This window comes from Halomonas sp. KO116, assembly GCF_000734975.2.
Classification (GTDB): Bacteria; Pseudomonadota; Gammaproteobacteria; order Pseudomonadales; family Halomonadaceae; genus Vreelandella; species Vreelandella glaciei.
Map to the genome: position 1 here is coordinate 4,319,726 of NZ_CP011052.1, position 25,939 is coordinate 4,345,664.

Here is a 25,939-nt window from a genome sequence, read left to right on the forward strand (position 1 = left end):
ATTTGCATCCTAACAACAACAATAGCAGTCAGTGTGTGCACCCCGGCGCCAATAATAATTCCCCGGGGGGAGAATAGTTCGCGGTTGGATTATTGTTTTGAATACGAGGCGGTCGGAACTATCGTGATCCTTACGCCTACCGACTGCGGTGCGTATTCAGGGCGATGTGCCATCATGAAGAAAAACAGCAGCATGGACGCTGATTAATTGCTTAATAGGGGAGGCTCTCTTAGCCTCCCTTTTCCGTGTCTGGGACTTGAGTTTACACACGTTAGCATCAAGTGCTTTGCAAACCGCTCTTTGCAAGCCGCTCTTTGCAAGCCATCAAGGGTCGGCTACACTCAGCCACTAATTGTTTATGTTCAGTACTCGTTTGAAGTACTTACTAATGACTATTTTTTCGTACCCTGCGAGTTGAAATTATCGCATGTTTAAAGGATTTACCCGTTTCCTACACAGCCCGGGGGAGCAATTGAAAACCTTGCTCGATCCCCAAGAGAGCGCCACCGCCGTCCTCTCTCCACGTAATATCCCACGGTCCGAGCACCCTGTTTCTCGCCAGCATATTAGTGATGCCGCGTTAAAAGTGCTCTACCGCCTTAGCGGCGCAGGGTTCGATGCCTATTTGGTGGGCGGCTGCATTCGTGACGCGCTGCTGGGCAAGATGCCCAAGGATTTCGACGTTGCGACGAATGCCACCCCCGAGCAGGTTCGCGATCTGTTTCGTAACTCGCGTCTGATCGGTCGCCGTTTTCGGATTGTCCACGTGCGCTTTGGCCGTGAGGTTATTGAGGTCACCACCTTTCGTGGCAAACCCCAAGACGAGCATGGCGATCATATTGCCCACCAGTCCGATGAAGGGTTACTGCTGCGCGACAACGTATGGGGCAACATCGAAGAGGACGCACTGCGGCGCGACTTCACCGTTAATGCGCTCTACTACAATATCGCTGACTTCAGCATTACCGATTTTGCCAATGGCGCCCGGGATATCGAAACCCGCACCCTGCGCCTGATTGGCGACCCGGCAACGCGTTACCGCGAAGACCCGGTACGGATGCTACGCGCGGTGCGCTTTGCGGCTAAGCTCGACTTCACGCTGGATCCCGCCACCGAAGCACCGATGTACGATCAGGCGCCGCTGCTGCTGCAGATTCCCCCGGCGCGGCTATTCGATGAAGTGCTCAAGCTGTTTATGTCGGGTCATGGCTTAGTCACGTTTCGTCTACTCAGCCACTACGGCCTGTTTGGTATGCTCTTCCCTGAAGCCGAAGAAGCCATGGCTGATGCCGCCTGGGCTGAAGAACTGATTGAGCAAGCGCTGACCAACACCGATAAGCGCATTGCCGAAGAGCGCCCCGTCACCCCGGCCTTCCTGTTGGCAGCATTCTTGTGGGCACCGGTCAAACAGCGCCAGGAAGTGCTCGAGCAAGAGGGCATGCCGCCGATACCCGCGCTCCAAGCAGCCGCTCAACAGGTGGTTTCGCGTCAGCTAGAGCACACATCAATTCCCAAGCGCTTTGGTATTCCCATGCGGGAAATCTGGGAGCTACAGCAGCGGCTGCCCCAGCGACGCGGTAAAAAAGCCTTTCAAACCCGTGAGCACCCACGCTTCCGAGCGGGCTACGACCTGCTCCTGTTGCGCGAACAAGCGGGTGAAATTCCGCGCGGATTAGGCGACTGGTGGACCGCGTTTCAGCATGGTGATGAGCACGAACAGCGTCGCTTGCTGCAAAAAGTCGGCGGCGACCCGGCGAGTCAAGGTGATGGTCGGCGCAAAAGGCGGCGTAAGCCGCGGGCATCAGAGTAGCGAAACTGCGGTGGGCACCTCTCCTCAACTCGCCTATATTGGCCTCGGCAGCAATCTTGAGTCGCCCGTAGAGCAGCTTCGCGAGGCGCTTAATGAGCTTGCCACGCTGCCGCTGAGCCGTTTGGTGGCAACGTCATCACTGTATGCCAGCCGCCCCGTGGGGCCGCAAGACCAGCCGGACTTTATCAATGCCGTGGCAGCGCTGGAAACATGCCTTTCGCCGCTGGCGCTGCTCGACCAGCTTCAGGCGTTAGAACAGCAGCATCGCCGCCACCGCCACCGCCACTGGGGGCCCCGCACGCTTGATCTTGACCTGCTGCTCTACGCCAACAACGCTATCGACGTGCCACGCCTACAACTTCCCCACCCACAAATGACCGCCCGAGCCTTTGTACTGCTACCGCTCGCAGAGATCGCTCCCTCACTCAACCTCCTCCAACAGCCGCTATCAGCATGGCTTAAACGCGTTGAAGACCAAGGCTTGGAACGACTCCCCGACGCCTAGCGTGCGCTCAATGCTACTATCTGACACATATCTCGACACCGACACCCCATTCAGGTAACAATTGCCGGCTACGCCACTTCGCGCATGCAGGGATGCAGCGTCAATAATGGCCGCTGCCTATGTCGCAGTGGCCTTGTATAAAGAGAGCACGCCATGAAAACCGTCACCCTAAGCACGCTGCAGGCCTATAAACAGGCTGGCGAGACGTTCAGTTGCCTAACCGCTTACGACGCCTCCTTTGCCCATGCGGCAAGCCAGGCAGGCATTGATGTCCTGCTCGTCGGTGATTCGCTAGGCATGGTGTTACAAGGCCATAACAGCACCTTACCTGTCACTATTGAAGACATCGTTTACCACACCCGCTGCGCTGCTCGTGGCAAAGGCCACAGCCTGCTAATGGTCGATCTACCCTTTATGAGCAACGCCACCACCGAGCGACTGCTGGAAGATGCCGGTGCGGTTATGCGCGCGGGCGCTGAACTGGTCAAGCTGGAAGGCGAAGCCTGGATGGCCGATGGCATTCGTGAACTGACTCGCCGCGGCGTCCCAGTATGTGCACATCTCGGTTTAACCCCACAAACCGTGCACCAGCTAGGCGGTTATAAAGTGCAGGGCCGCGATGCCGCTCACGCCGAGCGAATTATTAATGATGCCAAAGTCCTCGTTGAGGCGGGCGCCTCGGTGATTCTGCTTGAGTGCGTTCCCGCGAGCCTGGGCAAAGCGGTCACCGAAGCGCTGGATGTTCCAGTCATCGGTATTGGTGCAGGGCCCGATACCGACGGTCAGATCCTGGTGATGCACGATGTACTCGGTGTTACCCATGGCCGCACACCGCGCTTCGTGAAAAACTTTATGGTTGACGCTGACAGTCTTCAAACAGCCTTCCAGCATTACCACGAAGCGGTCAAATCGCGCAAGTTCCCGGCCCCAGAGCACTGTTTTTAAATACTGTTTTTAAATACCGTTTTTGAAGATCGTTCTTGAAGACCGTTTTTAAAGACCGCTTTTAGAAGAAGAAATCTTGACTATGCGCACTTTGCGAGACATTGATCAGCTACGCAGTACGCTGCAGGAATACCGTCAGCGCGGCCAGCGCATTGCCCTGGTGCCCACGATGGGCAACCTGCATGCGGGGCATTTAGCGCTGGTGGCCTGCGCGCGCCAGCACGCCGACATCGTAGTCTCAAGCCTGTTTGTCAACCCGATGCAGTTCGGCCCAGGGGAAGATTTAGACGGCTATCCGCGTACCTTTGACGCCGACCAGGCGCAGTTGGTTGAGGCCGGCTGTGACGTGCTGTTTGCACCAGCGGTGAGCTCACTTTATCCAAACGGTTTGGATGCTCAAACCCGTGTTCATGTACCCGTCGTCGGCGAGGGGTTGTGCGGTGGTTCGCGTCCCGGCCACTTCGACGGTGTTTCTACCGTCGTCAGCATGCTATTCAATCTGGTGCGGCCAGATATTGCCTGCTTCGGGGAAAAGGATTACCAGCAGCTGGCGGTGATTCGTAAGCTGGTGCGCGACCTGCATATGCCGATCGAGATTATCGGTGTACCAATCGTGCGTGCCGAGGATGGCTTGGCACTGTCATCGCGAAATGGTTATTTAAGCAGCGAGGAGCGTGCTATCGCTCCTGCGCTCTACCGCACATTATGTATGCTACGCGATGCTCTGGAGCACGGAGCCCCAATAGAAGAGGCTCTTGATCAGGGTAAAGCCGCGCTAAGTGAAGCTGGTTTTACACCGGACTACCTGGAGCTACGTGACGCATCACTGGCACCGGTGAGCCCAACCACCCGCCACGCGGTACTGTTGGCAGCGGCCCAACTAGGCCCGGCGCGGTTAATCGACAATGTCACGATTCAACTCCCGGCCAGCACAGTCACTGCCTTCAGCAAATAAATAAACAACTGGGAATAGAGGAACTCACATGCACACCATTATGCTCAAAGCCAAGCTGCACATGGCTCGCGTCACACACGCGGTACTCAACTACGAAGGCTCCTGCGCTATCGACGGTGACTTGCTGGATATGGCGGGCATCCGTGAAAATGAGCAGATCCAGATTTACAACGTCGAGAATGGCGAACGTTTCACCACTTACGCCATTCGCGGTGAGGAAGGCTCCAAACTTATCTCGATCAACGGCGCTGCTGCCCACCTCGCCGCCCCTGGCCACCGGATCATTATCTGCAGCTACGCCCACTATTCCGAAGCCGAACTGGAAAACCACCAGCCTGCGCTGGTGTATCTGCAGGAAGGCAACCACGTCAGCCACACCAGCAATATTATCCCGGTGCAGTTGGCCTGATCACAACTGGCCTAATCTTAGCGCCTCTACTACTTTCCCCTGACGGGCCACATGTTGGCCCGTTTTTATTTGCCCATAAAGGTTTATTGCCGCAACGCACCACCTTCCCCTATGCTGAAGAGACGGCTGACACAGCACGAATAAAAGAGTACGGCTGCAGAGCACGCCTATCGGGCATCTGGCATCAGACTGTCTGTTAATTACTCCAGGAGTCATCTTATGCAAGAAGTAGTCATTGTTGCGGCACGCCGCACCGCTGTGGGCGCTTTCGGCGGCTCCCTCGCAGGTATTCCAGCGAGCGACCTCGGCGCCTTGGTGATCAAAGATATCCTCGCCTCAACCGGCGTTTCTCCCGATCAAGTTGACGAAGTACTGCTGGGCCAGGTGCTCACCGCAGGCGTTGGCCAAAACCCGGCGCGCCAAGCAGCTATCAAGGGCGGCCTGCCAGACTCGGTACCGGCCATGACCATCAACAAAGTGTGTGGTTCAGGCCTTAAAGCGCTGCATCTCGCCACTCAAGCCATTCGCTGTGGCGATGCTGAGCTGATTCTGGCCGGTGGTCAGGAGAACATGTCCGCCTCGCCACACGTACTCCCCAACTCGCGCAACGGTCAGCGCATGGGCGATTGGAAGGCAATTGATTCCATGGTGCACGACGGCCTGTGGGATGCGTTCAACAACTACCACATGGGCATTACTGCCGAGAACTTGGCCGAGAAGTACGGCATCACCCGCGAAGCGATGGACGAGTTCGCCGCAGCGTCCCAGCAGAAAGCCGCTGCCGCCATCAAAGAAGGTAAGTTCAAAGGTCAGATCGTGCCGGTGGAAATTCCCCAGCGCAAAGGCGACCCGGTGGTGTTTGATACCGATGAGAACCCACGGGAAGTTACCGCGGAGAAGCTTGGCGGCATGCGCCCTGCGTTTAAGAAAGACGGCACCGTTACCGCCGGTAACGCCTCGGCGCTCAACGACGGCGCGGCAGTGGTTATGCTCTGCTCCGCCGAAAAAGCCAAGCAGCTGGGGCTAGAGCCGCTGGCGCGTATTGCCGCTTACTCCAACGCAGGCGTTGATCCTGCCATTATGGGTATCGGCCCCGCACCGGCTACCCGCCGCTGCTTGGAAAAAGCCGGCTGGAGCCTGGATGACCTGGATCTGGTAGAAGCCAACGAAGCCTTCGCTGCCCAGGCGCTCTCCGTTAACAAAGAACTTGGCTGGGATGTCAGCAAGGTCAACGTCAACGGCGGCGCGATCGCCCTAGGCCACCCCATCGGTGCCTCCGGCTGCCGCGTACTGGTCACGCTGCTCCACGAAATGATCGCCCGCGACGCCAAGAAAGGCCTCGCGACGCTGTGTATCGGCGGCGGTCAGGGTGTAGCCTTGGCTATCGAACGGCCTTAAAAACCTACCCTTCGCTCGCTTAGCTAAGAACTAATATAAGCCCTCGTCAATTGACGAGGGCTTATCCCGTTCGGAATACACAAACCTTCTTACCTTGTTCTACTAACATCATCATTACCGGGCTGCATGGCACTAGTTGCCATTGGTCTCTGACTCGATAAGAGAAAATCGTTGTTGAGTCACCCATCTCCCCTCAGTATTCACGATCAACGCAAAACTGTTGCAGTAACACTGAATCACTCTCTGTTTCGCCATCAACAAACGCACCTCATCTTCTATTCGCTCGAGCGCCTCTGGCTCACTCTCTCTGGCGACGGTGAGGTGAGGTATACTGCCCGTATGGAGACCACCGTAGGGTGGGTAGTCAGGGAAGGCATCGACGAATGCTTTAATCAGCGAGATAAAAGGAGCGCTAGGGCTTGGCTGAAGATACACCGTGTCCGTGAATCGGCCCACACCCGATAGCCAAAACTCAAAAGCAGTGGTTTGTTTAGCAATCGCTTTAAGCTTGCGAAGATCTTTCTCGACAATCTCGTTAGGTGATACAAAGGGATAAAGTAGTGTTATGTGCGCGGGCACGCCTATAGCCGCTGCGGCATCATAGCGCTGACGAAGCTCGCCAACCACGGGCTCAGCTTCGCGAACAGGAACGATCAAGGCCGCTTGCGGTGCCACTCGGGTCATGACTGCATCGTCCAGTTCGGCGCATCCGTGCCAGGTGGCATCGAGGGCCGTGCGTAGCCTGCTGGCGTGCGCAGCAGTTGCGCGCTGGGACGCACCGCGCGTAACAGGCCGAAGCCAGAAATATCACTTGTCAGCCAGGGCGTAAAGTCGGGCCTAGCGGCGTCAAGGCCTCCCTCGACGCGCCCCAACCCGCGCAGCCAGTGACCAGTCTGCGCCAACGAAACCTGCACATGCCAGCTCCCCCCTTCGTGCTGCTGATGCCACAGGGCGGCAGCTACCCCGAAGGCCATCAGGAAGCCACTGGCCTGGTCGAGAATCTGCATCGGCAGCGCGCGTGGCTTGCCGTCATCGGCCGCTTCACCCTCAGCATGATTGAATCCCATCGCCGTCTGTACCAGCGAGTCAAAGCCGCGGTGGTTGGCCCAGGGGCCCTGGGTACCGTAGGCGGTGAGCGACACGCTGACAATGCCGGGCCTGCGAGCAGCCAGGGCCTCAGGAGAAAAACCGAGTGCGGCCAGCCCGCCAGGGCGGTACCCCTGAGAGAATACCTGGGCATCCTCGATGAGCCGCCATAACAACTTTCGCCCGGCTGCGGTGCATAGATCAATATGCGCCGAGCGTTTGCCCCGGCTGGTCTCGGCGATGGCAGCGATATTGGGAAGGTGAGGTGAGTTCACCAGCATCACATCCGCACCCAATGAAGCTAACGCCCGCCCTCCCACCGGCCCAGCCAGGATGCGAGTGAGATCGAGCACCCGCACTCCTGTGAGCGGACGGGCGTTATTTGCCAGAGTTGGCAGCGCGCGAGGCGGTGCATCACCGATGCGGGTGATCGTCATTAACGGCTGCGATGCGATGGTCTGGCCCTGAGGCGTTACATCCCACTCATCGAAGCGACGCAGCGCCGTGGCCACTAGGCCACGCTCAGCACTCGCCTGCTCGAACGCCAGCGCCTGCCAGCTCAACAGTGCTTGCGCGGCATCTTCGCGTGTCGCTGATCTCTTATCCAGGCCCAGTAATCGTAGCGCGCCATCGCGATGGTGACGAAAGTTGGTGTGTACACGAACGTGCCCGTCGGCGCAGCGATATAAGCCGGAGAATGGATCCCAGAGGTTGGGTTCCTGACCATCCAGGCTAAACCACCCCAAGCACTCAGCGGCAGCGTGCGCCATCTCCACCGCGACTGGCTGGCGGGGAGCCCCGCGCGAATGCCCCAGCTCGCAGGCGGCAAGCGCCGCGGCAGCGATCGTCGTTTGCGCGGCGGCGCCAACGGCAAACGAGGATGGGAAAACGGGATCATGGCCAGTCAACGTGATCTTGTCCAAAGCCTCCGCCGGCAGACCACCCAGTGACCAGAGCGCGGTCAGTGCATCGCGTGCTGTCAGCGTATGGAAACTCATGCTAAAGCCTCCAACAACGCCCATCCCTGGGGCCACTCCCCTAACTGACTTGCGGCGTTGATATGCCCGCAGGCGCCCACGTCAACAAAATCGGCTTGCCATGCCGCAGCCTGCTGCTGGGCATAGGCTGTCGTCGCGTAGGGGTCGTCACTGCTGGCGACAACCAGCGCTGGAAATGGCAGCGGTCGAGCAGGAGGGTTGCGGAAACCGCTCGCTTCGGGCGGGAAAGCCTTTGCGCCAGGATCAGGTACTGCCACCAACAACGCGCCGCTTACCTGCGCCAATCGATGAGCTCTCTCATCGCTACTGTTGGCCTCCTGCACCCAGTGCGCCACCAGCAGGCATGAAAGACTGTGAGCAACGAGCAACACCGGCGCCTCAGCTTCATCAATGGCGGTATCCAATGCCTGCAGCCAATCGGTAAGATTCGGCTCATCCCAGGAGCCAGGCTGAAAACGGAGGCTATTAGGCCGCTTTAGCGCCCATAGCGACTGCCAGTGGTTAGCATCAGAATTGCCGAGACCGGGCAGAAATAGCAGCTGGGTCGCTGGCTTGTTAGTTGTCATTGCAGGTCTCCTTACGCGGTCGATAGCGCAACTCGCCAGGAAAAGTCGTGGGCGGATTACCGGTGCGCAGCCACTCCATGGCAAGTGGCCAGAGCACGTCGCGAAAGCGCTTATGGAAAAAAGCGAAATGGCCGATGCTTGGCTGGCCCACCGCAGTTGGCGCTAGCCGCAGGTGGTAGTGTTCGCTACTACTGTAATACTCTAGAAGGCGATCAAGCGCGGGACGAGTGCCGAAAGGGTCATCGTCGATGCCCAGCGCCAAAATCGGTGCCTGCACACGCGCGAAGCCCCGCACCAGCATCTCAGCTTCGGGCTCGCCCTCAGGTGTTTCACGTTTACGCCGCACGTTGTGCTCAAAGCGCGGCCCCATTCGCGCCCAATCCAGTGCTACGCCTTTGGGTGTATCTTCCATCCACCCCAGACGCTTGGCGGGTACGTAGCCGACCAAAAGTGCCAACAGTGGCATCGCTAGATGCCAACGCAAGAACATAGAGCGCCGAGCCTCGGGTGCGTAGTCCCGCCAGTAGGCATACTGTGCGCCCATGGTGAAGATGCGACGCACGCGATGGGCGGACTGGGCAAGGCCAATCACGAAACCGCCCGCAGAGTGACCCACCACATCGATAGGTTGACCAGGAAAACGCCTGGCGACGTAGCGTAGAACGCCTTCAAAATCATGCTGCCCCCAGTCGATCCAGTCGGCCTTGAGTTTGCGCAGCGAATGGTGGCGCGAATCGCCGATTCCCCGGTAGTCATAGGTCACTACGTCCCACCCTTGCTGGTACAAATAGTCAGCAAAGGGCATGTAATAGCGGCAGCGCACCGAGGTGGCGGTGTTAATGATCACCACGGGGCCAGGGTGAGACGACGAATCACAAGGCCGGCGCCAAACCCACCCGCGCAACGCATAACTATCCGCCGCGCTGATAGAGACGAGCTCAGGTATCAATGTTCTGTCGCCTTGCATCTATACCGTTCTTAGCCCCAGTGACGGTAGCATGAAAGTCCGCAATCAGTTGCTGGGTAACAGGGCCCACGGGCCATTCGGTCTTCGCCTTATCTTCCACCAATGCCACCACCGGCTGAAGCTCGACCGAGGTGCCGGCAGTCAACACTTCGGTTGCAGCACGCAGTTCCTCGAGTGTAACCGCTCGCTCCTCTACCGGCAGGCCTCTCTGACGTGCCAAACCCAACACATGGCGCTTGGTGATGCCATCAAGAAAACAGGTCGGCAGTGGGGTTACCAGTACGCCATCACTGACCAAAAGCAGATTAGTGGCTGTCGTTTCAGCGACTAAGCCGTCGCTATCGAGCAGTAACGCATCATCACAGCCTACTGCTATGGCCGCATGGCGGGCTAGCGTGCCGATCATATACAGTCCAGAACACTTAGAGGCAGTAGGCGCCGTATTAGGGGGCGGGCGTCGCCAGTTGGCCAGTTGCAGCCGAATACCTACCTCTGCCCGCCCCTGGGACGCCGCCGTAGGCCAATCCCAAGCGGCAATCGCCACATGGACACGTGCTTGAGGCGCCGCGATAGACACACTGTCCGCGCCACGCCAGGCGATAGGGCGGATATACGCATCGGTTAGCTGATTGGCCCATAGCACCGCGTCAATCGCTTGGCTGAGCTCGCGGTGCGACCAGGGCAGCCGATAGTCCAGTAGTGCGGCGGAACGCTCTAAACGCTCCAAATGCGCGTCACCCAGAAAAACACGCCTGCCGTAGGCACGCATGCCTTCGAATACCGCTCCCCCCATGTGTAACGCATGGCTAAGCACGTGCAGGCGCGCCTCACGCCAAGGAAGCAGCTCACCATCGAGCCAGATCAACCCATCTCGGTCATCAAGAGCGTTTAGCATGGCACCCACCCAGTAGCAGATTATCGATATCGTCAGTCTGTCCTCAGTATGTTTTAAAAACGAGTGAGTAAATCTCAAACTGGGCTGAGTTTTGCTCAGCGATTTTTACAGCGTGGTCAGCGCGGCTTCTTGTATGATCTGTTTATCAACCTTCGAGGGTGGGGGTAGCGATTATGCGGATTCCTGTGCCATTAAATGCTCTACGCGCTTTTGAGGCGACGGCGCGGCATCTTTCAATCAAGGAAGCGGCCATGGAGCTTTCGGTCACTCCTTCGGCCGTCAGTCACCAACTGCGCATACTGGAGGAGTTGTTTGGCGTCGTGCTTCTGCGCCGAACAGGAACGCGTCTTGAGCTTACCGACGCGGGGCACAAGCTAACGCCTTACCTGCAACAAGGCTTTACGCAGATTGCCAAGGGGGTTGACTCACTTCGCCAAAAACGCCGTGACGGGCCGCTACGTCTCAACATGTTGCCTACTTTTGCAACCAACTGGCTGTCGCCGCGGTTAAGCCTGTATCCCTTCGAGCGGCGTGGATTCTCGCTTGAGATATCCACTACGCAGGATGAGGTAGACCTTGCCGCGGGGGTGGCCGATGTGGGCATCTGGTACGGCAACGGGCATTGGCCGGAATTACAGGCCGATCTCCTCTTTGAAGCAACCATCGACCTTTATGCCCGTCCAGGCTTTGCTACCGGCTCCCATCGCGATCGCCTTGACCGTGTCAGCCAGGCCAATCTGTTTGTCTCCCGCCACTGCCTGACATGGCAACGCTGGATGGAGAGCCTTCCCGGCGGCCCCTTCAAACCCGCCGTGGTCACGCAGGTGGATTCCGGCGGATTAACGCTGCAAGCCGCCGCCGATGGGGTAGGTGTATCGATAGCGGTCTGCGAACTGGCCGATAGCGCCGTGCGTTTGGGGCGTCTAACGTCGGTATTCGAACATCCAGTCAACGCAGACGTTGGCTTCTGGTTAGTCTACCCAGATGCACTGCGCGAGGATCGCCGTTTGGAAAATTTGCGCAGCTGGCTGTGCGAGCAGTCAGCGTAGCCAGATACTTGCGCATTATTTATCGCTTACTTAACGACGCTTCTCCCCCACGATGCGTGAAGGTGTTCGCCAGACCAGCAGCGCCCCCAGCAGGAATAATCCTGATGCGGCCCACATGGCAATGGGTAGGCTAGTGCCATCGACCAAGCGTCCCCCTAGCATAGCCCCCAATCCAATCGACATGTTGAAGGTAAACGCCATCAACGCTGTGGCGGCTTCGGTGTTGGGTGCTGTGCGTATAATCCAGGTTTGAATGCTGACTGATACGCTGCCAAACACCGCGCCCCACATCATGAGCAACATGACGCCGCTGCTCGGCTGAACACCCAGCAGCGGGAAGATGGCGACGACGATGAGCAGCAGGCTGGGAATCGCCAGCACGGCGCGGTAGGGGTGGCGCCCGGCAAACATGCCTGCCGCGATATTACCCACAATACCCGCCACCCCATAAAGCAGCAGCAGACTGCTCACATGGCGTTGGGAAATACCGCTGATCTCTTGCAGGATGGGGCTAATAAAGGTGTAAGCAGCAAAGTGGCCAACGACCACAAAGGCGGTCGTGAGTACCGCCACTCGCACGCCGCGATTGCTAAACTGCTGGGCGAGCACGCGAAGCCGCACCGGCTCCCTTGGTGGTAACGGCGGTAGCCAAAACCACAGCGCCGCGGCCGTTAACAGGCTTAGGGCGCCCAGCGACCCAAAGGCGACCCGCCAGTTGCTCAGATCTCCCAGCAGCGTTCCTAGTGGCACACCCAGCACCGAGGCCGCCGCAACGCCACCAAAAATCATCGTCATCGCTTTTGGCACTTGGGCTTCAGGCACAAGCCGTGGGACAATGCTGCCTGCTACCGCCCAAAATCCACCAATGCTGAGCCCTACTAACACGCGGGCGGCGAGTAGTAGTATAAAGCTGCTTGCCAGCGCCGAAAGCACGCTCCCCACTACCATCACAACCATTAACAGGGTGAGCATAATACGTCTGTCCAGACGCCCTACCGCGACCGGCAAGAGTGGTGCAGAAAAGGCAGCGACCACACCAGGCACGGTGACCATTAAGCCTGCCATCCCAGGGGTAACGCCCATGGAAGAAGCCACTTGAGAGAGCAGCCCAATCGGCAACTGTTCAGCGGTCACCAGTAAAAAAATGCCGATCATCACGGCCACCACCGCCCACCAGCGCGGCGCTTGCTCCTGTTCCATCTGCTGCTCCCTGACTGTCTAAATTCCGGCGAACAAAGCTATACCTAACCACAAAACCATATCTGGCAAAAAAAGTACCTAGCAAAAACAACGCCCCCGCAGCCAGAGGCTACGAGGGCGGTATCAGAAACCTAGCTAGCGATTTACATCGTCGCTTCGGTTTCCGCTGCTTCCGCTGCGAAAGCGGCTTTCTCTTCTTCGGTGATCTCTTTCATCGACAGCTTCACGCGGTTGCGGTTGTCGATATCGAGTACCTTAACAATCACGTCGTCGCCTTCGTTCAAGAAGTCGCGCACGTTATTAACGCGCTCAGCAACGATCTGCGAGATGTGCACCAGGCCATCAGTTCCCGGCATGATGTTCACAAACGCACCGAAGTCGGCAATACGCACTACCTTACCGTTGTACAGCTTGCCGATCTCCGCTTCTGCGGTAATCGCCAGTACGGTGTCGATGGCGCGTTTCGCAGCGGCTTTATCTTCCGCGTAGATACGTACGGTGCCATCGTCGTCAAGATCAATGGATGCGCCGGTGTCTTCGCAAATTTTGCGAATCGTCGCGCCGCCTTTACCAATCACGTCACGAATCTTGTCAGGATCGATTTTAATGGTTGCCATGGACGGCGCGTTGTCGGAGACATCGCTACGACTCTGACTGATCACGACATTCATCTGCTCGAGAATACTCAGTCGCGCGGTCAGTGCTTGCTGCAGCGCGAGCTCCATAATCTCTTCGTTGATGCCTTCGATCTTGATGTCCATCTGCAGGGCAGTAATGCCCTCTTCAGAACCGGCCACTTTAAAGTCCATATCGCCAAGGTGGTCTTCGTCACCCAGGATATCGGTCAAGACGGCAAAGCCATCGGCATCTTTCACCAGGCCCATGGCAATACCAGCAACCGGAGCCTTTAGCGGCACACCCGCGTCCATCAAGGCCAGCGAAGAGCCACACACAGAGGCCATCGAGCTTGAACCGTTAGATTCGGTGATTTCAGAGACGACACGGATGGTGTAGGGGAAGGCGTCTTCGGCGGGCAGCATGGCCTGCACACCACGACGCGCCAAGCGGCCGTGACCGATTTCACGACGCTTGGGGCCACCCATAAAGCCCGCTTCGCCTACCGAGTAGGGGGGGAAGTTGTAGTGCAGCATAAAGCGGTCTTTACGCTCACCTTCCAACGATTCGATGAGCTGAGAATCACGCAGCGTGCCCAACGTTGCCACTGCAATCGCCTGGGTCTCACCGCGAGTGAAAACAGCAGAGCCGTGCGCTTTGGGCAGCACACCGACTTCGATGGCCAAGGGGCGCACGGTTTGGTTATCACGACCGTCAATACGCGGCTCGCCTTTTACAACGCGTGAACGCACAACGCGTTTTTCCAAACCAGCAAAGGCACCTTTCACGTCATCTTTACTGAACTTATCGTTAACCGGTTCGCCTTCATCGGCTGCCAGTTGCTCAATGGCTTGAGCTTTCAATTCGGCTAGCGCATCCTGGCGCTGCATCTTGTCAGTGATGCGATAGGCATCGCCTACCTTGGCTTCAAAGGCATCGGCCATGGCGGCTTTAAGCGCCTGGTTCTCTTCGGCGGCTTGCCACTCCCAGCGCGGCTTGCCCGCTTCAGCAACCAGCTCGTTAATGGCACTGATCGCGACCTGCATTTCCTGGTGACCGAACAGAACGGCTCCCAGCATTTCGTCTTCAAGCAGCTCTTTGGCTTCAGACTCAACCATCAGTACGGCTTTTTCAGTACCGGCGACGACCATGTCCAGCTCAGAGGTAGCCAGTTCTTCAACCGTCGGGTTGAGGAAGTAGCCTTTCTCTTCGTTAAAACCAACGCGAGCCGCGCCAATCGGGCCACTAAACGGTACGCCAGAGATACTCAGCGCCGCGGAGGTGCCAAGCAAAGCGGCAATATCCGGATCGTGGTTACGATCGGTAGAAAGAACGGTACAGACAACCTGCACTTCGTTCATAAAGCCTTTGGGGAACAGCGGGCGAATAGGGCGATCAATCAGGCGCGAGGTTAGCGTCTCTTTTTCAGTGGGGCGCCCTTCGCGCTTGAAGAAGCCGCCAGGAATTTTGCCCACCGCGTAGGTTTTCTCTTGGTAGTGTACCGAGAGGGGGAAAAAGGGCTGACTCGGGTTGGCGTCTTTTCGAGCAACCACGGTACACAGTACGACGGTGTCATCCATTGTTACCATGACAGCGCCGGTAGCTTGGCGAGCAATACGCCCGGTTTCGAGCGTGACGGTGCTACGACCGTACTGGAACGTTTTCTTTACCGGATTCACAGCGACTTCCTTCAGCATTATCAATATCTACTTGTCTATTCGTTTAGGTCGTTTTGACTCGTTACCATTCTAGGCGCTGGAGCGCGTTAGGGCTACCTGTTCCCTCTCGTCGTCAACTCGAAACATAAAAAAACGGGCAGCTCCTTGGGAGCTGCCCGTTTCTAATCGTTGCCGTTAACGCTTAACGACGCAGACCTAAACGCTGAATCAGAGACTGATAGCGTTCGAAATCTTTACGCTTTAGGTAGTCCAGCAGCTTACGACGCTGGTTAACCATGCGGATCAGACCACGACGAGAGTGGTGATCCTGCTTGTTGGTCTTGAAGTGGTCCTGCAGGCCATTGATGTTGGCGCTCAGCAGTGCAACCTGCACTTCAGGGGAACCGGTATCGTTATCGCCGCGGCCGTATTCAGTGACGATCTCGGCCTTCTTCTCAGCGGTTAAAGCCATCTGTATCTCCAGTAAGCAATATGCCTAAAAATGAATGGGTGAGACCACGCATATTTGCAGTCTCAAGCTACTATGTGCGTCTTGCATCTTACTATTTTCACGTAGTCTGCGGCGTCCTTGCAACAGGCCTTACGAGATAGCGACGGTACTTAACAGCCGCTTAGGCGCCACTTCCTGGGCACCTTTCACTACACCAAGGCCGATAAACGTCTCGGCGTAATAAAGTCTGGCTACGTCGTCCGCGGCTAATGCACCGGTTTCGAGAGCAGCGGGCTGGCCATGGGCCAAACGGGCGTGAGCGGTGTCATCGACTGTCAGTAACGGTAAATGATCAACGAGCACATCCACGGGCATTAGCTCAGCTTCCAAGGCGGCTTGGTCGGCTAACGCTTCCAAGGCCTCTAGCGTCCACATCGCGTCGGCTAAAAAGGGCCCTGTTTTGAGCCTTCTTAGTTGACTAATGTGCGCGCCACAGCCAAGCGCCTGACCAATATCTTCGGCTAACGTGCGGATATAAGTGCCTTTACTACAGCTTACTTCCAGCTCGAAAGCCGTGCCATCAAATGAAAGCAGGCGCGCATCATACACGCTTATTCGGCGTGCTGCACGCTCTACGTGTTTACCTTCACGGGCCAACTCGTAGAGTTTTTTACCCTGATGCTTTAAAGCCGAATACATGGGCGGCACTTGGTCGATCTCACCGCGAAAACGGGTGAGCACAGCTTCCACGTCATCGACGTTTAGGCTGGGAACTTCATGCTGCTCCATCACCGAGCCTTCCGCATCGCCGGTATCGGTGATCACCCCCAGTTCTACCCGGGTGCGATACACCTTGTCGGCTTCAAGCAGGTGCGACGAGAACTTAGTGGCTTCCCCAAGGCAGATCGGCAACAAGCCGGTTGCCATCGGGTCTAGCGTCCCGGTGTGTCCGGCTTTTTGAGCCTGAAACAACCGACGAACACGCTGCAGCGCGTGGTTGCTGGAAACGCCCTTGGGCTTATCCAGCAGCAGTACACCATTGACCGGCAAACCGCGACGTTGACGCGCCACTAGCGAGTTTCCTCACTTTGCTCGGCGTCCGCGTCATCCTCGTCATCTTGATAGCGTGCACGATCCGTGGTCACCGCTTCATCGATCAATGAAGAGAGTTGCTGACCACGCACCACACTTTCATCGAAATGAAAACGTAGCTCCGGTACGTGACGTAGCTTGATGCGCTTAGCAATCTGACTTCTTAGAAAACCGGCGGCGCGCTTAAGCACTTGCAGGTTTTCTTTAATACGCTCGGGTTCTTGCTCACCCAACAGAGTGACGTAGACGTCGGAGTAGCCAAGGTCACGGCTAACGGTAACGCCGCTAACGGTGACCATACCTAAACGCGGGTCTTTCACTTCACGTTGGATCAACACCGCCAGCTCCTTTTGGAGCTGGTCGGCTACCCGGTCGGTACGCTTAAATTCGCGCATGTTTAGCTCCTCGCAACCTTACAGGCTGCGCTCGACCTTCACTTGGTCGAAGACTTCGATCTTATCGCCGACTTGGACATCGTTGTAGTTCTTCACGCCGATACCACACTCCATACCGTTGCGCACTTCCTGCACATCGTCTTTGAAGCGGCGCAGCGATTCGAGCTCACCTTCGTAGATCACCACGTCATCACGCAGCACGCGGATCTTCTTATTACGATGGACGTTGCCTTCAATCACCATACAACCGGCGATCGCACCAATCTTCGGCGCACGGAAGACGTCGCGTACTTCGGCAATACCAACGATCTCTTCTTTCCACTCAGGGGCGAGCATACCGCTCATCGCCTGTTTGACCTCGTCGATCAGCTGGTAGATAACGCTGTAGTAGCGCAGATCCAGACCTTCACGCTCGATGATCTCGCGGGCAGCAGCGTCAGCACGAACGTTAAAGCCGACCACGATGGCTTCAGAAGCAAGTGCCAAGTTGGCATCGGTACCGGTGATACCACCCACGCCCGAAGAAACCACGGCCACTTCCACTTCATCGGTGGAGAGCTCTTCCAGAGCACCCTTGATCGCTTCCAGAGAGCCTTGAACGTCGGCTTTGAGGACGACATTGACCTTGGCCACTTCGTCTTGGCCCATCTGGCTGAACATGTTCTCCAGTTTGGCTTTCTGCTGACGCGCCAAGCGCACTTCGCGGTACTTGCCTTGACGGAAGTTAGCCACTTCGCGGGCTTTCTTCTCGTCAGCGACGACCATAAAGTCATCACCGGCATCCGGCGTTCCGCCCAAGCCTTGAATCTCTACCGGCATGGCCGGGCCAACCGAATCAACCTGCTGGGCAAGTTCGTTGGTCAGCGCACGCACACGACCATAGTGCAGACCCGCCAGGACGATATCGCCCTTTTTCAATGTACCGTTCTGAACCAGTACGGTAGCGACCGGACCACGGCCTTTATCAAGGCGTGACTCAACCACCACACCTTTACCCGGCGCGGAAGGCACGGCTTTTAGCTCAAGCACTTCGGAGGCCAGCTGGATCGCTTCAAGCAGCTCTTCCATACCTTCACCTGTCTTAGCAGACACGTGAACAAACTGGGTGTCACCGCCCCACTCTTCCGAAATCACGCCGTGCTGGGAAAGCTCGTTCTTGATGCGATCCAGGTCGATACCCTGCTTATCGATCTTATTCACCGCCACCACCATCGGTACTTCAGCGGCTTTGGAGTGCTCAATCGCTTCAATGGTCTGCGGCATCACGCCGTCATCCGCTGCAACGACCAGAATCACGACGTCCGTTGCCTTAGCACCACGGGCACGCATAGCGGTAAACGCCGCGTGGCCTGGGGTATCCAGGAAGGTAACGCCACCGTGGTTATCTTCCACGTGATACGCACCGATGTGCTGGGTAATACCGCCCGCTTCACCAGTGGCAACCTTCGCCTTACGGATATAATCCAGCAGCGAGGTTTTACCGTGGTCAACGTGACCCATCACCGTCACAACGGGTGAACGAGTGATCTCTTCGCCTTCGTAGGAGATGCCTTCGAGCATTTCCGTTTCCAACGCGTCATCTTTAACCAGCTTCGCGGTATGGCCCATCTCTTCCACCACAATCGCCGCCGTATCCTGATCGATGGTTTGGTTGATGGTAACCGCCGCGCCCATGTTAAACATGGCCTTGATCACTTCATTGGCCTTGATCGACATTTTGTCGGCCAATTCCGCCACGCTGATAGACTCAGGGATCGACACTTCACGCACCATCGGCTGGGTCGGTTTCTGGAAAGCGTGCTTGCCATTGCCGGTTTGGTTGCCACCACGGCGACCACCACGACGTTGTTCGGCACGTTTTACCTTCTTACCGCCGCCACCGCGTTTACGCTCTTCGCGATCACCACGATCTTCATCGTCACGACGACCTTTGGCCTTCGCTGCCGTTTTCTTCGGCGGCGCGGTACGGCGGTCAGAGCGGCCCTCTTTCGGCGGCGCTGGCGGCATATCGTCGCCCGACGGGGTATCGTCGATTTGCAGATTAGGCACATCAAGATCAGGCGTTACAGGCGCCTTTTCAGCTTTCGGCTTGGCGTCAGCTGGCTTCTTAGCAGCGGCTTCTTTCTTGCTCGCTGCTTCTTCAGCCGCTTTAGCTGCCTGAGCCTTCTGCGCAGCTGCTTTTTCTTCAGCGACACGCGCATCGTTTACTTTGCGCTCAGCTTCCGCTTCCGCCATATCGCCCACTAACTGGCGTGGGCCGGTGTAGCTAGGCTCTGGCGCTTTCGGCTTCTCATCTTCAGCGCTTTTGACGTAAGTCTTTTTCTTACGTACCTGCACTTCAATAGTTTTGCCGCGCTCGCCGGTATTAATACGGCTACGGGTTTTGCGCGTCAGCGTGATGCGGTTTTTGCCCGCTTCAGCGGTGTCGCTGCCACCGTGGCTTTTCTTCAAGAAACTCAGCAGCTTTTGCTTATCTTCTTCAGACACAGCATCGCTTTCAGAAGCGTGCTCTAAACCTGCTTCTTTCATTTGCTCTAGTAGGCGGGGCACATCACGGCCCACCTTTCCTGCGAAATCTTTAACTGTCATATCTGACATATTGACCCTCCTCAGCCCGTGACCTGTTTACTGTGTGTTCGAATCCGATGCGTCATCGACTTCAAACCAGGGCGCACGGGCAGTCATGATCAGTGCCGCTGCGCGCGCTTCGTCCAACTCCTCGATATCGACCAGATCGTCGACAGACTGCTCGGCGAGATCTTCCATAGTGACAATGCCGCGACTGGCCAAAATGAAGGCCAGGTGGCGCTCCATGCCATCCATCTCCAGCAGATCAGCTGCTGGTTGGGCACCGTCTAGCGCTTCTTCCGAGGCAATTGCCATCGTCAGCAGCTCGTCTTTCGCACGTGCGCGTAGCTGCTCTACTAAATCTTCATCGAACTCTTCGATTTCGAGCATCTCTTCCATCGGCACGTAGGCGACTTCTTCCAGGGTAGTGAACCCCTCTTCCACCAACAGGCGAGCGACATCTTCATCCACTTCAAGGTGCTGGATGAAAGAGTCCACCAGGCTATCAATCTCTTGGTCGCGCTTAGACTCTGCTTCTTCTTCGGTCATGACGTTAATCCGCCAGCCGGTAAGCTCAGAGGCCAAACGCACGTTCTGACCGCTACGGCCAATGGCCTGAGCCAGATTATCTTGCGCCACGGCCACGTCCATCGCGTGGGCATCTTCGTCAACAAGGATAGACCCAACATCGGCGGGCGCCATGGCATTAATGACCAACTGGGCGGGATTGTCGTCCCACAACACAATATCGACGCGCTCGTTTTGCAGCTCGGAAGAGACTGCTTGAACGCGCGAACCGCGCATTCCCACACAGGCACCCACCGGGTCGATGCGGCGATCATTGGTTTTAACCGCAATTTTGGCGCGCGAACCGGGATCACGAGCAGCGCCTTTAATCTCAATCAGCTGCTCAGCGATTTCAGGCACTTCGATTTTGAACAGCTCGATGATCAGCTCGGGACATGTCCGCGACAGCTGAAGCTGGGCGCCACGAGCATCGGGATCCACTTTGATCAACAGGGCGCGCACCCGCTCGTTCATGCGGTAACGCTCACCGTGGATCATTTCATTGCGGGGTAAAAACGCCTCAGCGTTTTCGCCCAAATCAATGATCAGGCCGTCGCGGGTGGTTTTCTTAACAATGCCGGCAACCAGTTCGCCTTCACGATCTGCATATTGGCGCACGACTTCAGCCCGCTCAGCTTCACGTACTTTCTGTACGATCACCTGCTTGGCGGTTTGCGCAGCAATACGACCAAACGATGCGTTTTCGATGGTTTTTTCGACCACATCGCCCAACTTTAGCGGCGGATCACGCTGCTCGGCGATGGTCTCTTTAATTTCGTAATCTGGCGTTTCAAACTCGTCGTCTTCTACGACAGTCCAGAAGCGGAAGGTTTCGTATTCACCGGTGCGACGGTCAATATGCACGCGCACATTGGCTTCTTCTTTGTCAAAACGCTTACGTGACGCGCTCGCAAGAGCGGCTTCTACCGCTTCGAAGATGACATCACGTGGGACGCCCTTCTCATTGGAGATCGCGTCTACGACCATTAAAATTTCTTTACTCATGCGTATGCCTCGCCAGAAAACCTATCCTTATGTGCATCACCCCGGCAGCCTGCCGGCAGCGCCGCCACCCGGTCAATCGTCGAACTGCGGTACAATGTGAGCAGAATCAATACTCTCAATAGGAAAGCAATACTCTTCGCCATCCAGTTGAATGAGCACTTCATCCCCCTCAACACCGACCAGAAGCCCTTGATACTTGCGCCGCCCGTCAAAGGCAGTGCGCAGCTTGAGCGCGACGTGATGACCTTGAAAGCGGGTAAACTGATCCAGGGAATACAAGGGACGTGCCATGCCTGGCGAGGAGACTTCCAGCCGATACTCACCGGCAATGGGGTCTTCCACATCCATAACAGCACTGACTTGGCGGCTAATATCTGCGCAGTCTTCTACGCTAACGCCACTCTCGCGCTCGATATAGATCACCAGCCGCGAATTTTTGCCCTGGGAAAGATGGTCGATGCCCCATAGCTCAAAGCCCATGGCAGCAACAACAGGTTCGATCAGCGCGTGAAGCGCAGCGTGTTTAGTGGCCACAGACAAAGCTCCTATAGCCGTTGCATCAGGCACCTGGCCAGGAGTTATTAGAAAAGCTAGGTGGCTGATTGGCGTTACTCGGAAATGTGCTCCCGGTTATCCGGACGCATCCGCTATTAAGATTACTCATATTAGCGACAAGCGGGCGCTAGCCCAATGCTTTTGCTAACCAAAAGCTGCTAACAAAAAGCCCCTTCACTGGAAGGGGCTTTTTAAAAGAAACCTTAAGTACTAATTCTCAGTACTATCTTCAAGTACCGTCTCAGCAACACGCCCCAGGATTTACCTGATAGAAGCTATTTTCAATCTATGGTAGTAGAGAAAACAACTTTCGAACATGCCACTAGAAAATGGTAGCGGGGACCGGATTTGAACCGATGACCTTCGGGTTATGAGCCCGACGAGCTACCAGACTGCTCCACCCCGCATCAATCTAGGTCGACGATAATAGACACTAAAGCTACTTACGTCAACAATTACTTGCTTCAAGAACACTTTACTTAAAGCTGTCTTTTCATTTTAGCTGCTAAATGCGACGTTCTCATTTAACAACCTAAAAAGACATTCTGGGAAGCTGGCGAGCCAGCAAAACAGATGGTGCCGAAGGCGGGACTTGAACCCGCACGACCATACGGTCACTACCCCCTCAAGATAGCGTGTCTACCAATTCCACCACTTCGGCATCAGGGGAGGCTAAAGAAACGTTATCTAACGAAACAACGAGAATTACTTACTCGCTGCTTTCCTCTAGCACTGGCGCGGTATTATCCACGTCCGCAGGCCTGTCGTCAAGCGTCGGAACGCTTTGCTGCTGCTCGATCAAGCGCGAGTCTGGAATACCTGCTTCTGGTGCCTGACCAGCCTGGGTGGCGAAGTAAGCCAGTGCCATAGAGGTAACGAAGAAACCCGCCGCCAAAATAGCCGTTGTGCGTGATAAAAAGTTACCGCTGCCCCGCGAACCAAACACGGTTTGTGAAGCACCACCCCCGAAAGCCGCACCGGCTTCGGCACCTTTACCCTGCTGAAGCAGAATGAGTACCACCAGGGCGATCGCAATCACCACATGGATCATAAGAATTGCAACTTGCATGGCGTTATCCTGCTGACTGACAAATGGCATAAAAATCATCGATCTTAAGTGAGGCTCCGCCCACTAGACCGCCGTCGATATCTGGCTGAGCAAGCAGCTCAGCCGCATTACTTGCATTCATACTGCCGCCGTAGAGCAAACGCAGCTGTTCAGCCAACCCCTTATCAAAGCCCGCCTGGTAAGCACGAATGCCTGCCATGACTTCCTGGGCTTGTTCAGGAGATGCCGTACGCCCCGTGCCAATCGCCCAAACGGGCTCGTAGGCAATCACCACTCGCTTGCGCTGGTCTGGCTCCAGGCGAGACATTACGTGCCCTACTTGACGCAACACTACGTCCATTGTGCGGCCCGCGTCGCGCTCCTCCAAGGACTCCCCCACACAGAGAATCGGCGTGATATCCACGCTCAATGCCGCCAGCAGGCGCGCAAATATCTGTTCGTCGCTCTCTTTATAAAGCTGACGCCGCTCTGAGTGCCCTACCAAGACGTAAGAGACCGCAAACTCTTTGAGCATGCGACCACTCACTTCACCGGTATGCGCTCCAGAGTGAATGGGATTCAATGTTTGCGCGCCCAATGACAGCCCCGTGCCCTCAAACGCCAGGCGCGCCGCATCCAAATAAGGGAACGGCGGAATGATAACGACATCCACGCCCTTTGGCGATACGGCGGCAGAGAAGGCCTGGCCGAATTCGTTGATCAACGCCACGGAACCGTTCATTTTCCAGTTACCGGCAATTAAAGGCGTACGCATCGACTCTCCTCACTCAAGGTGGAGCGAAATGGTATAGGAGCGGCCTTGTCAAGACAACCGCTGTTGCAAGCACAGGTTTGCTTTCCTGGGCCAGCTAGCTATATCGATTAGTGGGACACGTTTATTTAAGCAATGCCTGAACTTGATCAGCCAAGCTGTGCGCCAATTGTTCGACATCCAAATGGGCACGCCCCTCCACCATCACACGAATCAGTGGTTCAGTGCCTGACGGGCGCAACAATACGCGCCCTTCATCGCCCAGCTCATGCTCTAACGCAGCAACCGCCCGCTGGAGCGGCGCCGACGCCATGACCTCTTTAGCACTTGTATGGGCGGGTAAACGCACATTAATCAGCGCCTGCGGCACTTTTTCCAGCTCTTTTAGCAGCGTCGGTAGGCTCTTCTGCTCGCGCATCATCAGCGCCAACACCTGCAGCGCCGAGACGATACCATCACCGGTAGTCTGCACATGACCGCACACAATGTGACCCGACGACTCACCGCCCAACTCCCAACCGTTGGCGGCCATTCGCTCCATGACAAAACGGTCGCCCACTTTTGCTCGCTCAAAAGGAATACCCAGCTTATCCAACGCCATGGATAGGCCAAAATTAGACATCAAGGTGCCCACCACACCGCCCTGCAGCAAACCACGCTCATGACGATCACGGGCAATTAAATAGAGAATATCGTCGCCATCGACTTCGCGACCATTGCCGTCAACCAACATTACGCGATCGCCATCACCGTCAAAGGCAATCCCCAAGTCAGCATTTTGCTGAATGACGGCAGCACGCAGTGCGGCGGGATGCGTTGAGCCTACCTGCTGGTTAATATTTAACCCGTCGGGCGCAGCGCCGATGGTGGTGACGTAAGCCCCCAGTTCGCGAAACACATTAGGCGCGATATGGTAAGTGGCGCCGTGGGCGCAATCTAGCACTACCTTAAGGCCATGCAAGCTAAGCCGATCAGGCAGGGTTGATTTGCAAAATTCAATGTAACGGCCTGCGGCATCGTCGATACGGGTTGCTTTACCCAGCTGAGCGGCTTCTGCCGTGGTCAGCGGCGCTTCAAGCATGGCTTCAATACGATCTTCCGTTTCATCAGGAAGCTTCTTGCCCTCTGCGGAGAAGAATTTGATGCCATTGTCATCGAAGGGGTTATGCGATGCTGAAATGACAATACCCGCGTCAGCACGGAACGTACGCGTCAAGTAGGCGATGCCTGGCGTCGGCATTGGCCCCAGCAGCGACACATCCACACCGGCGGCAGAAAGCCCCGCCTCTAATGCGGATTCAAACATGTAGCCAGAGATACGCGTATCTTTGCCAATTAACACCCGCGTTCGGCCTTTATCACGGCGCAAGACCTGTCCTGCCGCCCAGCCTAGCTTGAGCATAAAATCAGCCGTAATGGGTGATTTACCCACTGTGCCGCGAATACCATCGGTACCAAAATAGCGTCTTGTCATGCGTCAGACTCCTTGTTAAGCGGCGGCTCGCAGCCTTCTTGTAGTACCGCCCACGCCATATTGACTGCATCTACCGTTGCAGCGACATCATGTACACGCAGAATATTCGCCCCACGCTCTACCGCCATGGCTGCCAGCGCCAAACCACCGGAAAGACGCTCCTCTACCGGGCGGCCTAACACTTTGCCAATCATACTCTTGCGCGACATACCTACCAACAATGGAAGCTCCAGCGACTGCAGAGACTCCATATATTTGAGTAAGCGTAGATTGTGTTCGACGGTTTTGCCGAAGCCAAAACCAGGATCAATTAAAAGCCGATTACGGCGCAGCCCAGCCGCCTCACACTCGGCCACACGGCGGGTCAAATAGTCAGCTACCTCTTCCTCGATTGGACGCGAATAAGCAGGTGCCTGCTGCATATCTTGCGGCTCACCCTGACGATGCATCAAGCAAACGGGCAGGCCACTGCCCACCGCAGCCAGCAGTGCTCCTTCACGCTCTAATGCGCGCACGTCGTTAAGCATACCGGCGCCCAGCTCGCTCGCCTCGCGGATAACGGCGGGACAACTGGTATCCACCGACACCAGCGCATCCAGTTCGCGCACCAGGATTTCCACCACGGGGGCAACCCGGTCAAGCTCTTCCTGGGGGCTGACAGGCGTAGCGCCAGGACGAGTCGACTCGCCGCCCACATCAATGATTGCAGCCCCTTCCGCCAACATCCGCTCGGCATGGCGCAACGCGTCATCTAACGCGACGTGCTGCCCGCCATCAGAAAAAGAGTCGGGTGTGACATTAAGGATGCCCATCACGCGGGGAAACGAGAGATCCAGCAGGTGGCGCCCACAACGCAGCTGGAAAGCATTTTCAGCTGTTTGCGTAGAGGACGTATCCATAAGTGATTTCATGCTGCAGCCTGGTCAATAAAAGAAACTTTGCAGTGTTATAGGTAC

24 protein-coding genes and 2 tRNA genes are annotated in these 25,939 nt (G+C 56.5%); 7 read left to right on the forward strand and 19 right to left on the reverse strand.

All coding sequences use genetic code 11. From position 1 onward, the window contains the following. Positions 1-427 precede the first annotated feature (427 nt). The 6 genes from pcnB to KO116_RS19775 all read left to right on the forward strand — a co-directional run bounded on the left by pcnB (position 428) and on the right by KO116_RS19775 (position 6,022). Positions 428-1,810, forward strand: coding sequence for a polynucleotide adenylyltransferase PcnB (gene pcnB / locus KO116_RS19750; RefSeq protein ID WP_035562746.1), 1,383 nt, complete (start codon positions 428-430; stop codon positions 1,808-1,810). A gap of 10 nt (positions 1,811-1,820) precedes the next feature. After that, the gene (gene folK / locus KO116_RS19755) at positions 1,821-2,315 is read left to right on the forward strand and encodes a 2-amino-4-hydroxy-6-hydroxymethyldihydropteridine diphosphokinase (RefSeq protein ID WP_035562801.1); all 495 of its coding nucleotides are present in this window, start codon (positions 1,821-1,823) and stop codon (positions 2,313-2,315) included. A 153-nt stretch (positions 2,316-2,468) separates the two neighbouring features. Beyond that, on the forward strand, positions 2,469-3,260 hold the full coding sequence (panB, locus tag KO116_RS19760) for a 3-methyl-2-oxobutanoate hydroxymethyltransferase (protein WP_035562743.1): 792 nt from the start codon (positions 2,469-2,471) through the stop codon (positions 3,258-3,260). Positions 3,261-3,342: 82 nt separating this feature from the next. Beyond that, positions 3,343-4,215, forward strand: coding sequence for a pantoate--beta-alanine ligase (gene panC, locus KO116_RS19765; protein ID WP_035562740.1), 873 nt, complete (start codon positions 3,343-3,345; stop codon positions 4,213-4,215). A gap of 28 nt (positions 4,216-4,243) precedes the next feature. After that, positions 4,244-4,624, forward strand: coding sequence for an aspartate 1-decarboxylase (gene panD, locus KO116_RS19770; RefSeq protein ID WP_007111819.1), 381 nt, complete (start codon positions 4,244-4,246; stop codon positions 4,622-4,624). 219 nt (positions 4,625-4,843) lie between these two features. Then, on the forward strand, positions 4,844-6,022 hold the full coding sequence (locus KO116_RS19775; RefSeq protein WP_035562738.1) for an acetyl-CoA C-acetyltransferase: 1,179 nt from the start codon (positions 4,844-4,846) through the stop codon (positions 6,020-6,022). A 132-nt stretch (positions 6,023-6,154) separates the two neighbouring features. Here KO116_RS19775 and KO116_RS19780 read toward each other — a convergent pair whose 3' ends face one another. Genes KO116_RS19780 through KO116_RS19800 form a run of 5 tightly spaced genes read right to left on the reverse strand, consistent with a single transcriptional unit; the run spans position 6,155 to position 10,534 of the window. Beyond that, positions 6,155-6,706, reverse strand: a complete 552-nt coding sequence (locus KO116_RS19780; protein ID WP_035562734.1) for a 2'-5' RNA ligase family protein — start codon at positions 6,704-6,706, stop codon at positions 6,155-6,157. Beyond that, complete coding sequence (locus tag KO116_RS19785) at positions 6,703-8,106, reverse strand: CoA transferase (protein WP_035562731.1); 1,404 nt, start codon at positions 8,104-8,106, stop codon at positions 6,703-6,705. Before KO116_RS19785 ends, KO116_RS19780 begins: the two co-directional genes overlap by 4 nt. Beyond that, positions 8,103-8,672 (reverse strand): RBBP9/YdeN family alpha/beta hydrolase, encoded by a 570-nt coding sequence (locus KO116_RS19790; RefSeq protein WP_035562728.1) that lies wholly within the window; start codon positions 8,670-8,672, stop codon positions 8,103-8,105. Before KO116_RS19790 ends, KO116_RS19785 begins: the two co-directional genes overlap by 4 nt. After that, entirely contained in the window at positions 8,662-9,621 is a 960-nt protein-coding gene (locus KO116_RS19795) for an alpha/beta hydrolase family protein (RefSeq protein WP_200897114.1), read from the reverse strand. Before KO116_RS19795 ends, KO116_RS19790 begins: the two co-directional genes overlap by 11 nt. Next, positions 9,611-10,534 carry an aminotransferase class IV gene (locus tag KO116_RS19800; RefSeq protein ID WP_035562726.1) on the reverse strand — a complete coding sequence of 308 codons (924 nt, stop codon included), beginning with the start codon at positions 10,532-10,534 and terminating at the stop codon, positions 9,611-9,613. Before KO116_RS19800 ends, KO116_RS19795 begins: the two co-directional genes overlap by 11 nt. A 173-nt stretch (positions 10,535-10,707) precedes the next feature. Between KO116_RS19800 and KO116_RS19805 the strand changes: the two genes are divergently transcribed. Continuing rightward, positions 10,708-11,583 carry a LysR substrate-binding domain-containing protein gene (locus KO116_RS19805; RefSeq protein WP_082072658.1) on the forward strand — a complete coding sequence of 292 codons (876 nt, stop codon included), beginning with the start codon at positions 10,708-10,710 and terminating at the stop codon, positions 11,581-11,583. Positions 11,584-11,613: 30 nt separating this feature from the next. Here the strand turns inward: KO116_RS19805 and KO116_RS19810 are convergent, their stop codons facing one another. The 14 genes from KO116_RS19810 to folP all read right to left on the reverse strand — a co-directional run bounded on the left by KO116_RS19810 (position 11,614) and on the right by folP (position 25,894). Next, positions 11,614-12,783 carry an MFS transporter gene (locus KO116_RS19810; protein WP_035562724.1) on the reverse strand — a complete coding sequence of 390 codons (1,170 nt, stop codon included), beginning with the start codon at positions 12,781-12,783 and terminating at the stop codon, positions 11,614-11,616. A 143-nt stretch (positions 12,784-12,926) separates the two neighbouring features. Further along, entirely contained in the window at positions 12,927-15,095 is a 2,169-nt protein-coding gene (gene pnp / locus KO116_RS19815) for a polyribonucleotide nucleotidyltransferase (protein WP_035562722.1), read from the reverse strand. A gap of 163 nt (positions 15,096-15,258) precedes the next feature. Then, the gene (gene rpsO / locus KO116_RS19820; protein ID WP_007111823.1) at positions 15,259-15,528 is read right to left on the reverse strand and encodes a 30S ribosomal protein S15; all 270 of its coding nucleotides are present in this window, start codon (positions 15,526-15,528) and stop codon (positions 15,259-15,261) included. Between the two features lie 129 nt (positions 15,529-15,657). Next, positions 15,658-16,578: a tRNA pseudouridine(55) synthase TruB gene (gene truB, locus KO116_RS19825; protein ID WP_035562719.1), complete on the reverse strand. Its 921-nt coding sequence runs from the start codon at positions 16,576-16,578 to the stop codon at positions 15,658-15,660. Then, the gene (gene rbfA, locus KO116_RS19830; protein WP_008958799.1) at positions 16,578-16,994 is read right to left on the reverse strand and encodes a 30S ribosome-binding factor RbfA; all 417 of its coding nucleotides are present in this window, start codon (positions 16,992-16,994) and stop codon (positions 16,578-16,580) included. Before rbfA ends, truB begins: the two co-directional genes overlap by 1 nt. Positions 16,995-17,012: 18 nt before the next feature. After that, positions 17,013-19,592: a translation initiation factor IF-2 gene (gene infB, locus KO116_RS19835; RefSeq protein WP_035562716.1), complete on the reverse strand. Its 2,580-nt coding sequence runs from the start codon at positions 19,590-19,592 to the stop codon at positions 17,013-17,015. 27 nt (positions 19,593-19,619) lie between these two features. After that, the gene (gene nusA / locus KO116_RS19840; protein WP_035562713.1) at positions 19,620-21,134 is read right to left on the reverse strand and encodes a transcription termination factor NusA; all 1,515 of its coding nucleotides are present in this window, start codon (positions 21,132-21,134) and stop codon (positions 19,620-19,622) included. A gap of 72 nt (positions 21,135-21,206) precedes the next feature. Further along, on the reverse strand, positions 21,207-21,668 hold the full coding sequence (rimP, locus tag KO116_RS19845; protein ID WP_008958796.1) for a ribosome maturation factor RimP: 462 nt from the start codon (positions 21,666-21,668) through the stop codon (positions 21,207-21,209). A gap of 351 nt (positions 21,669-22,019) precedes the next feature. Further along, positions 22,020-22,096, reverse strand: a tRNA-Met gene (locus KO116_RS19850). Positions 22,097-22,263: 167 nt separating this feature from the next. Further along, positions 22,264-22,350: transfer RNA gene (locus KO116_RS19855), tRNA-Leu, on the reverse strand. A gap of 48 nt (positions 22,351-22,398) precedes the next feature. Beyond that, positions 22,399-22,758 carry a preprotein translocase subunit SecG gene (gene secG / locus KO116_RS19860; RefSeq protein WP_035562710.1) on the reverse strand — a complete coding sequence of 120 codons (360 nt, stop codon included), beginning with the start codon at positions 22,756-22,758 and terminating at the stop codon, positions 22,399-22,401. 4 nt (positions 22,759-22,762) lie between these two features. Continuing rightward, on the reverse strand, positions 22,763-23,512 hold the full coding sequence (gene tpiA, locus KO116_RS19865; protein WP_035562707.1) for a triose-phosphate isomerase: 750 nt from the start codon (positions 23,510-23,512) through the stop codon (positions 22,763-22,765). Between the two features lie 121 nt (positions 23,513-23,633). Beyond that, on the reverse strand, positions 23,634-24,983 hold the full coding sequence (gene glmM, locus KO116_RS19870) for a phosphoglucosamine mutase (protein ID WP_035562704.1): 1,350 nt from the start codon (positions 24,981-24,983) through the stop codon (positions 23,634-23,636). Beyond that, a complete protein-coding gene (gene folP / locus KO116_RS19875; protein WP_035562701.1) occupies positions 24,980-25,894 on the reverse strand; it encodes a dihydropteroate synthase in 915 nt (304 codons plus the stop codon). The genes glmM and folP overlap by 4 nt, the downstream gene beginning before the upstream one ends. Positions 25,895-25,939 lie beyond the last annotated feature (45 nt).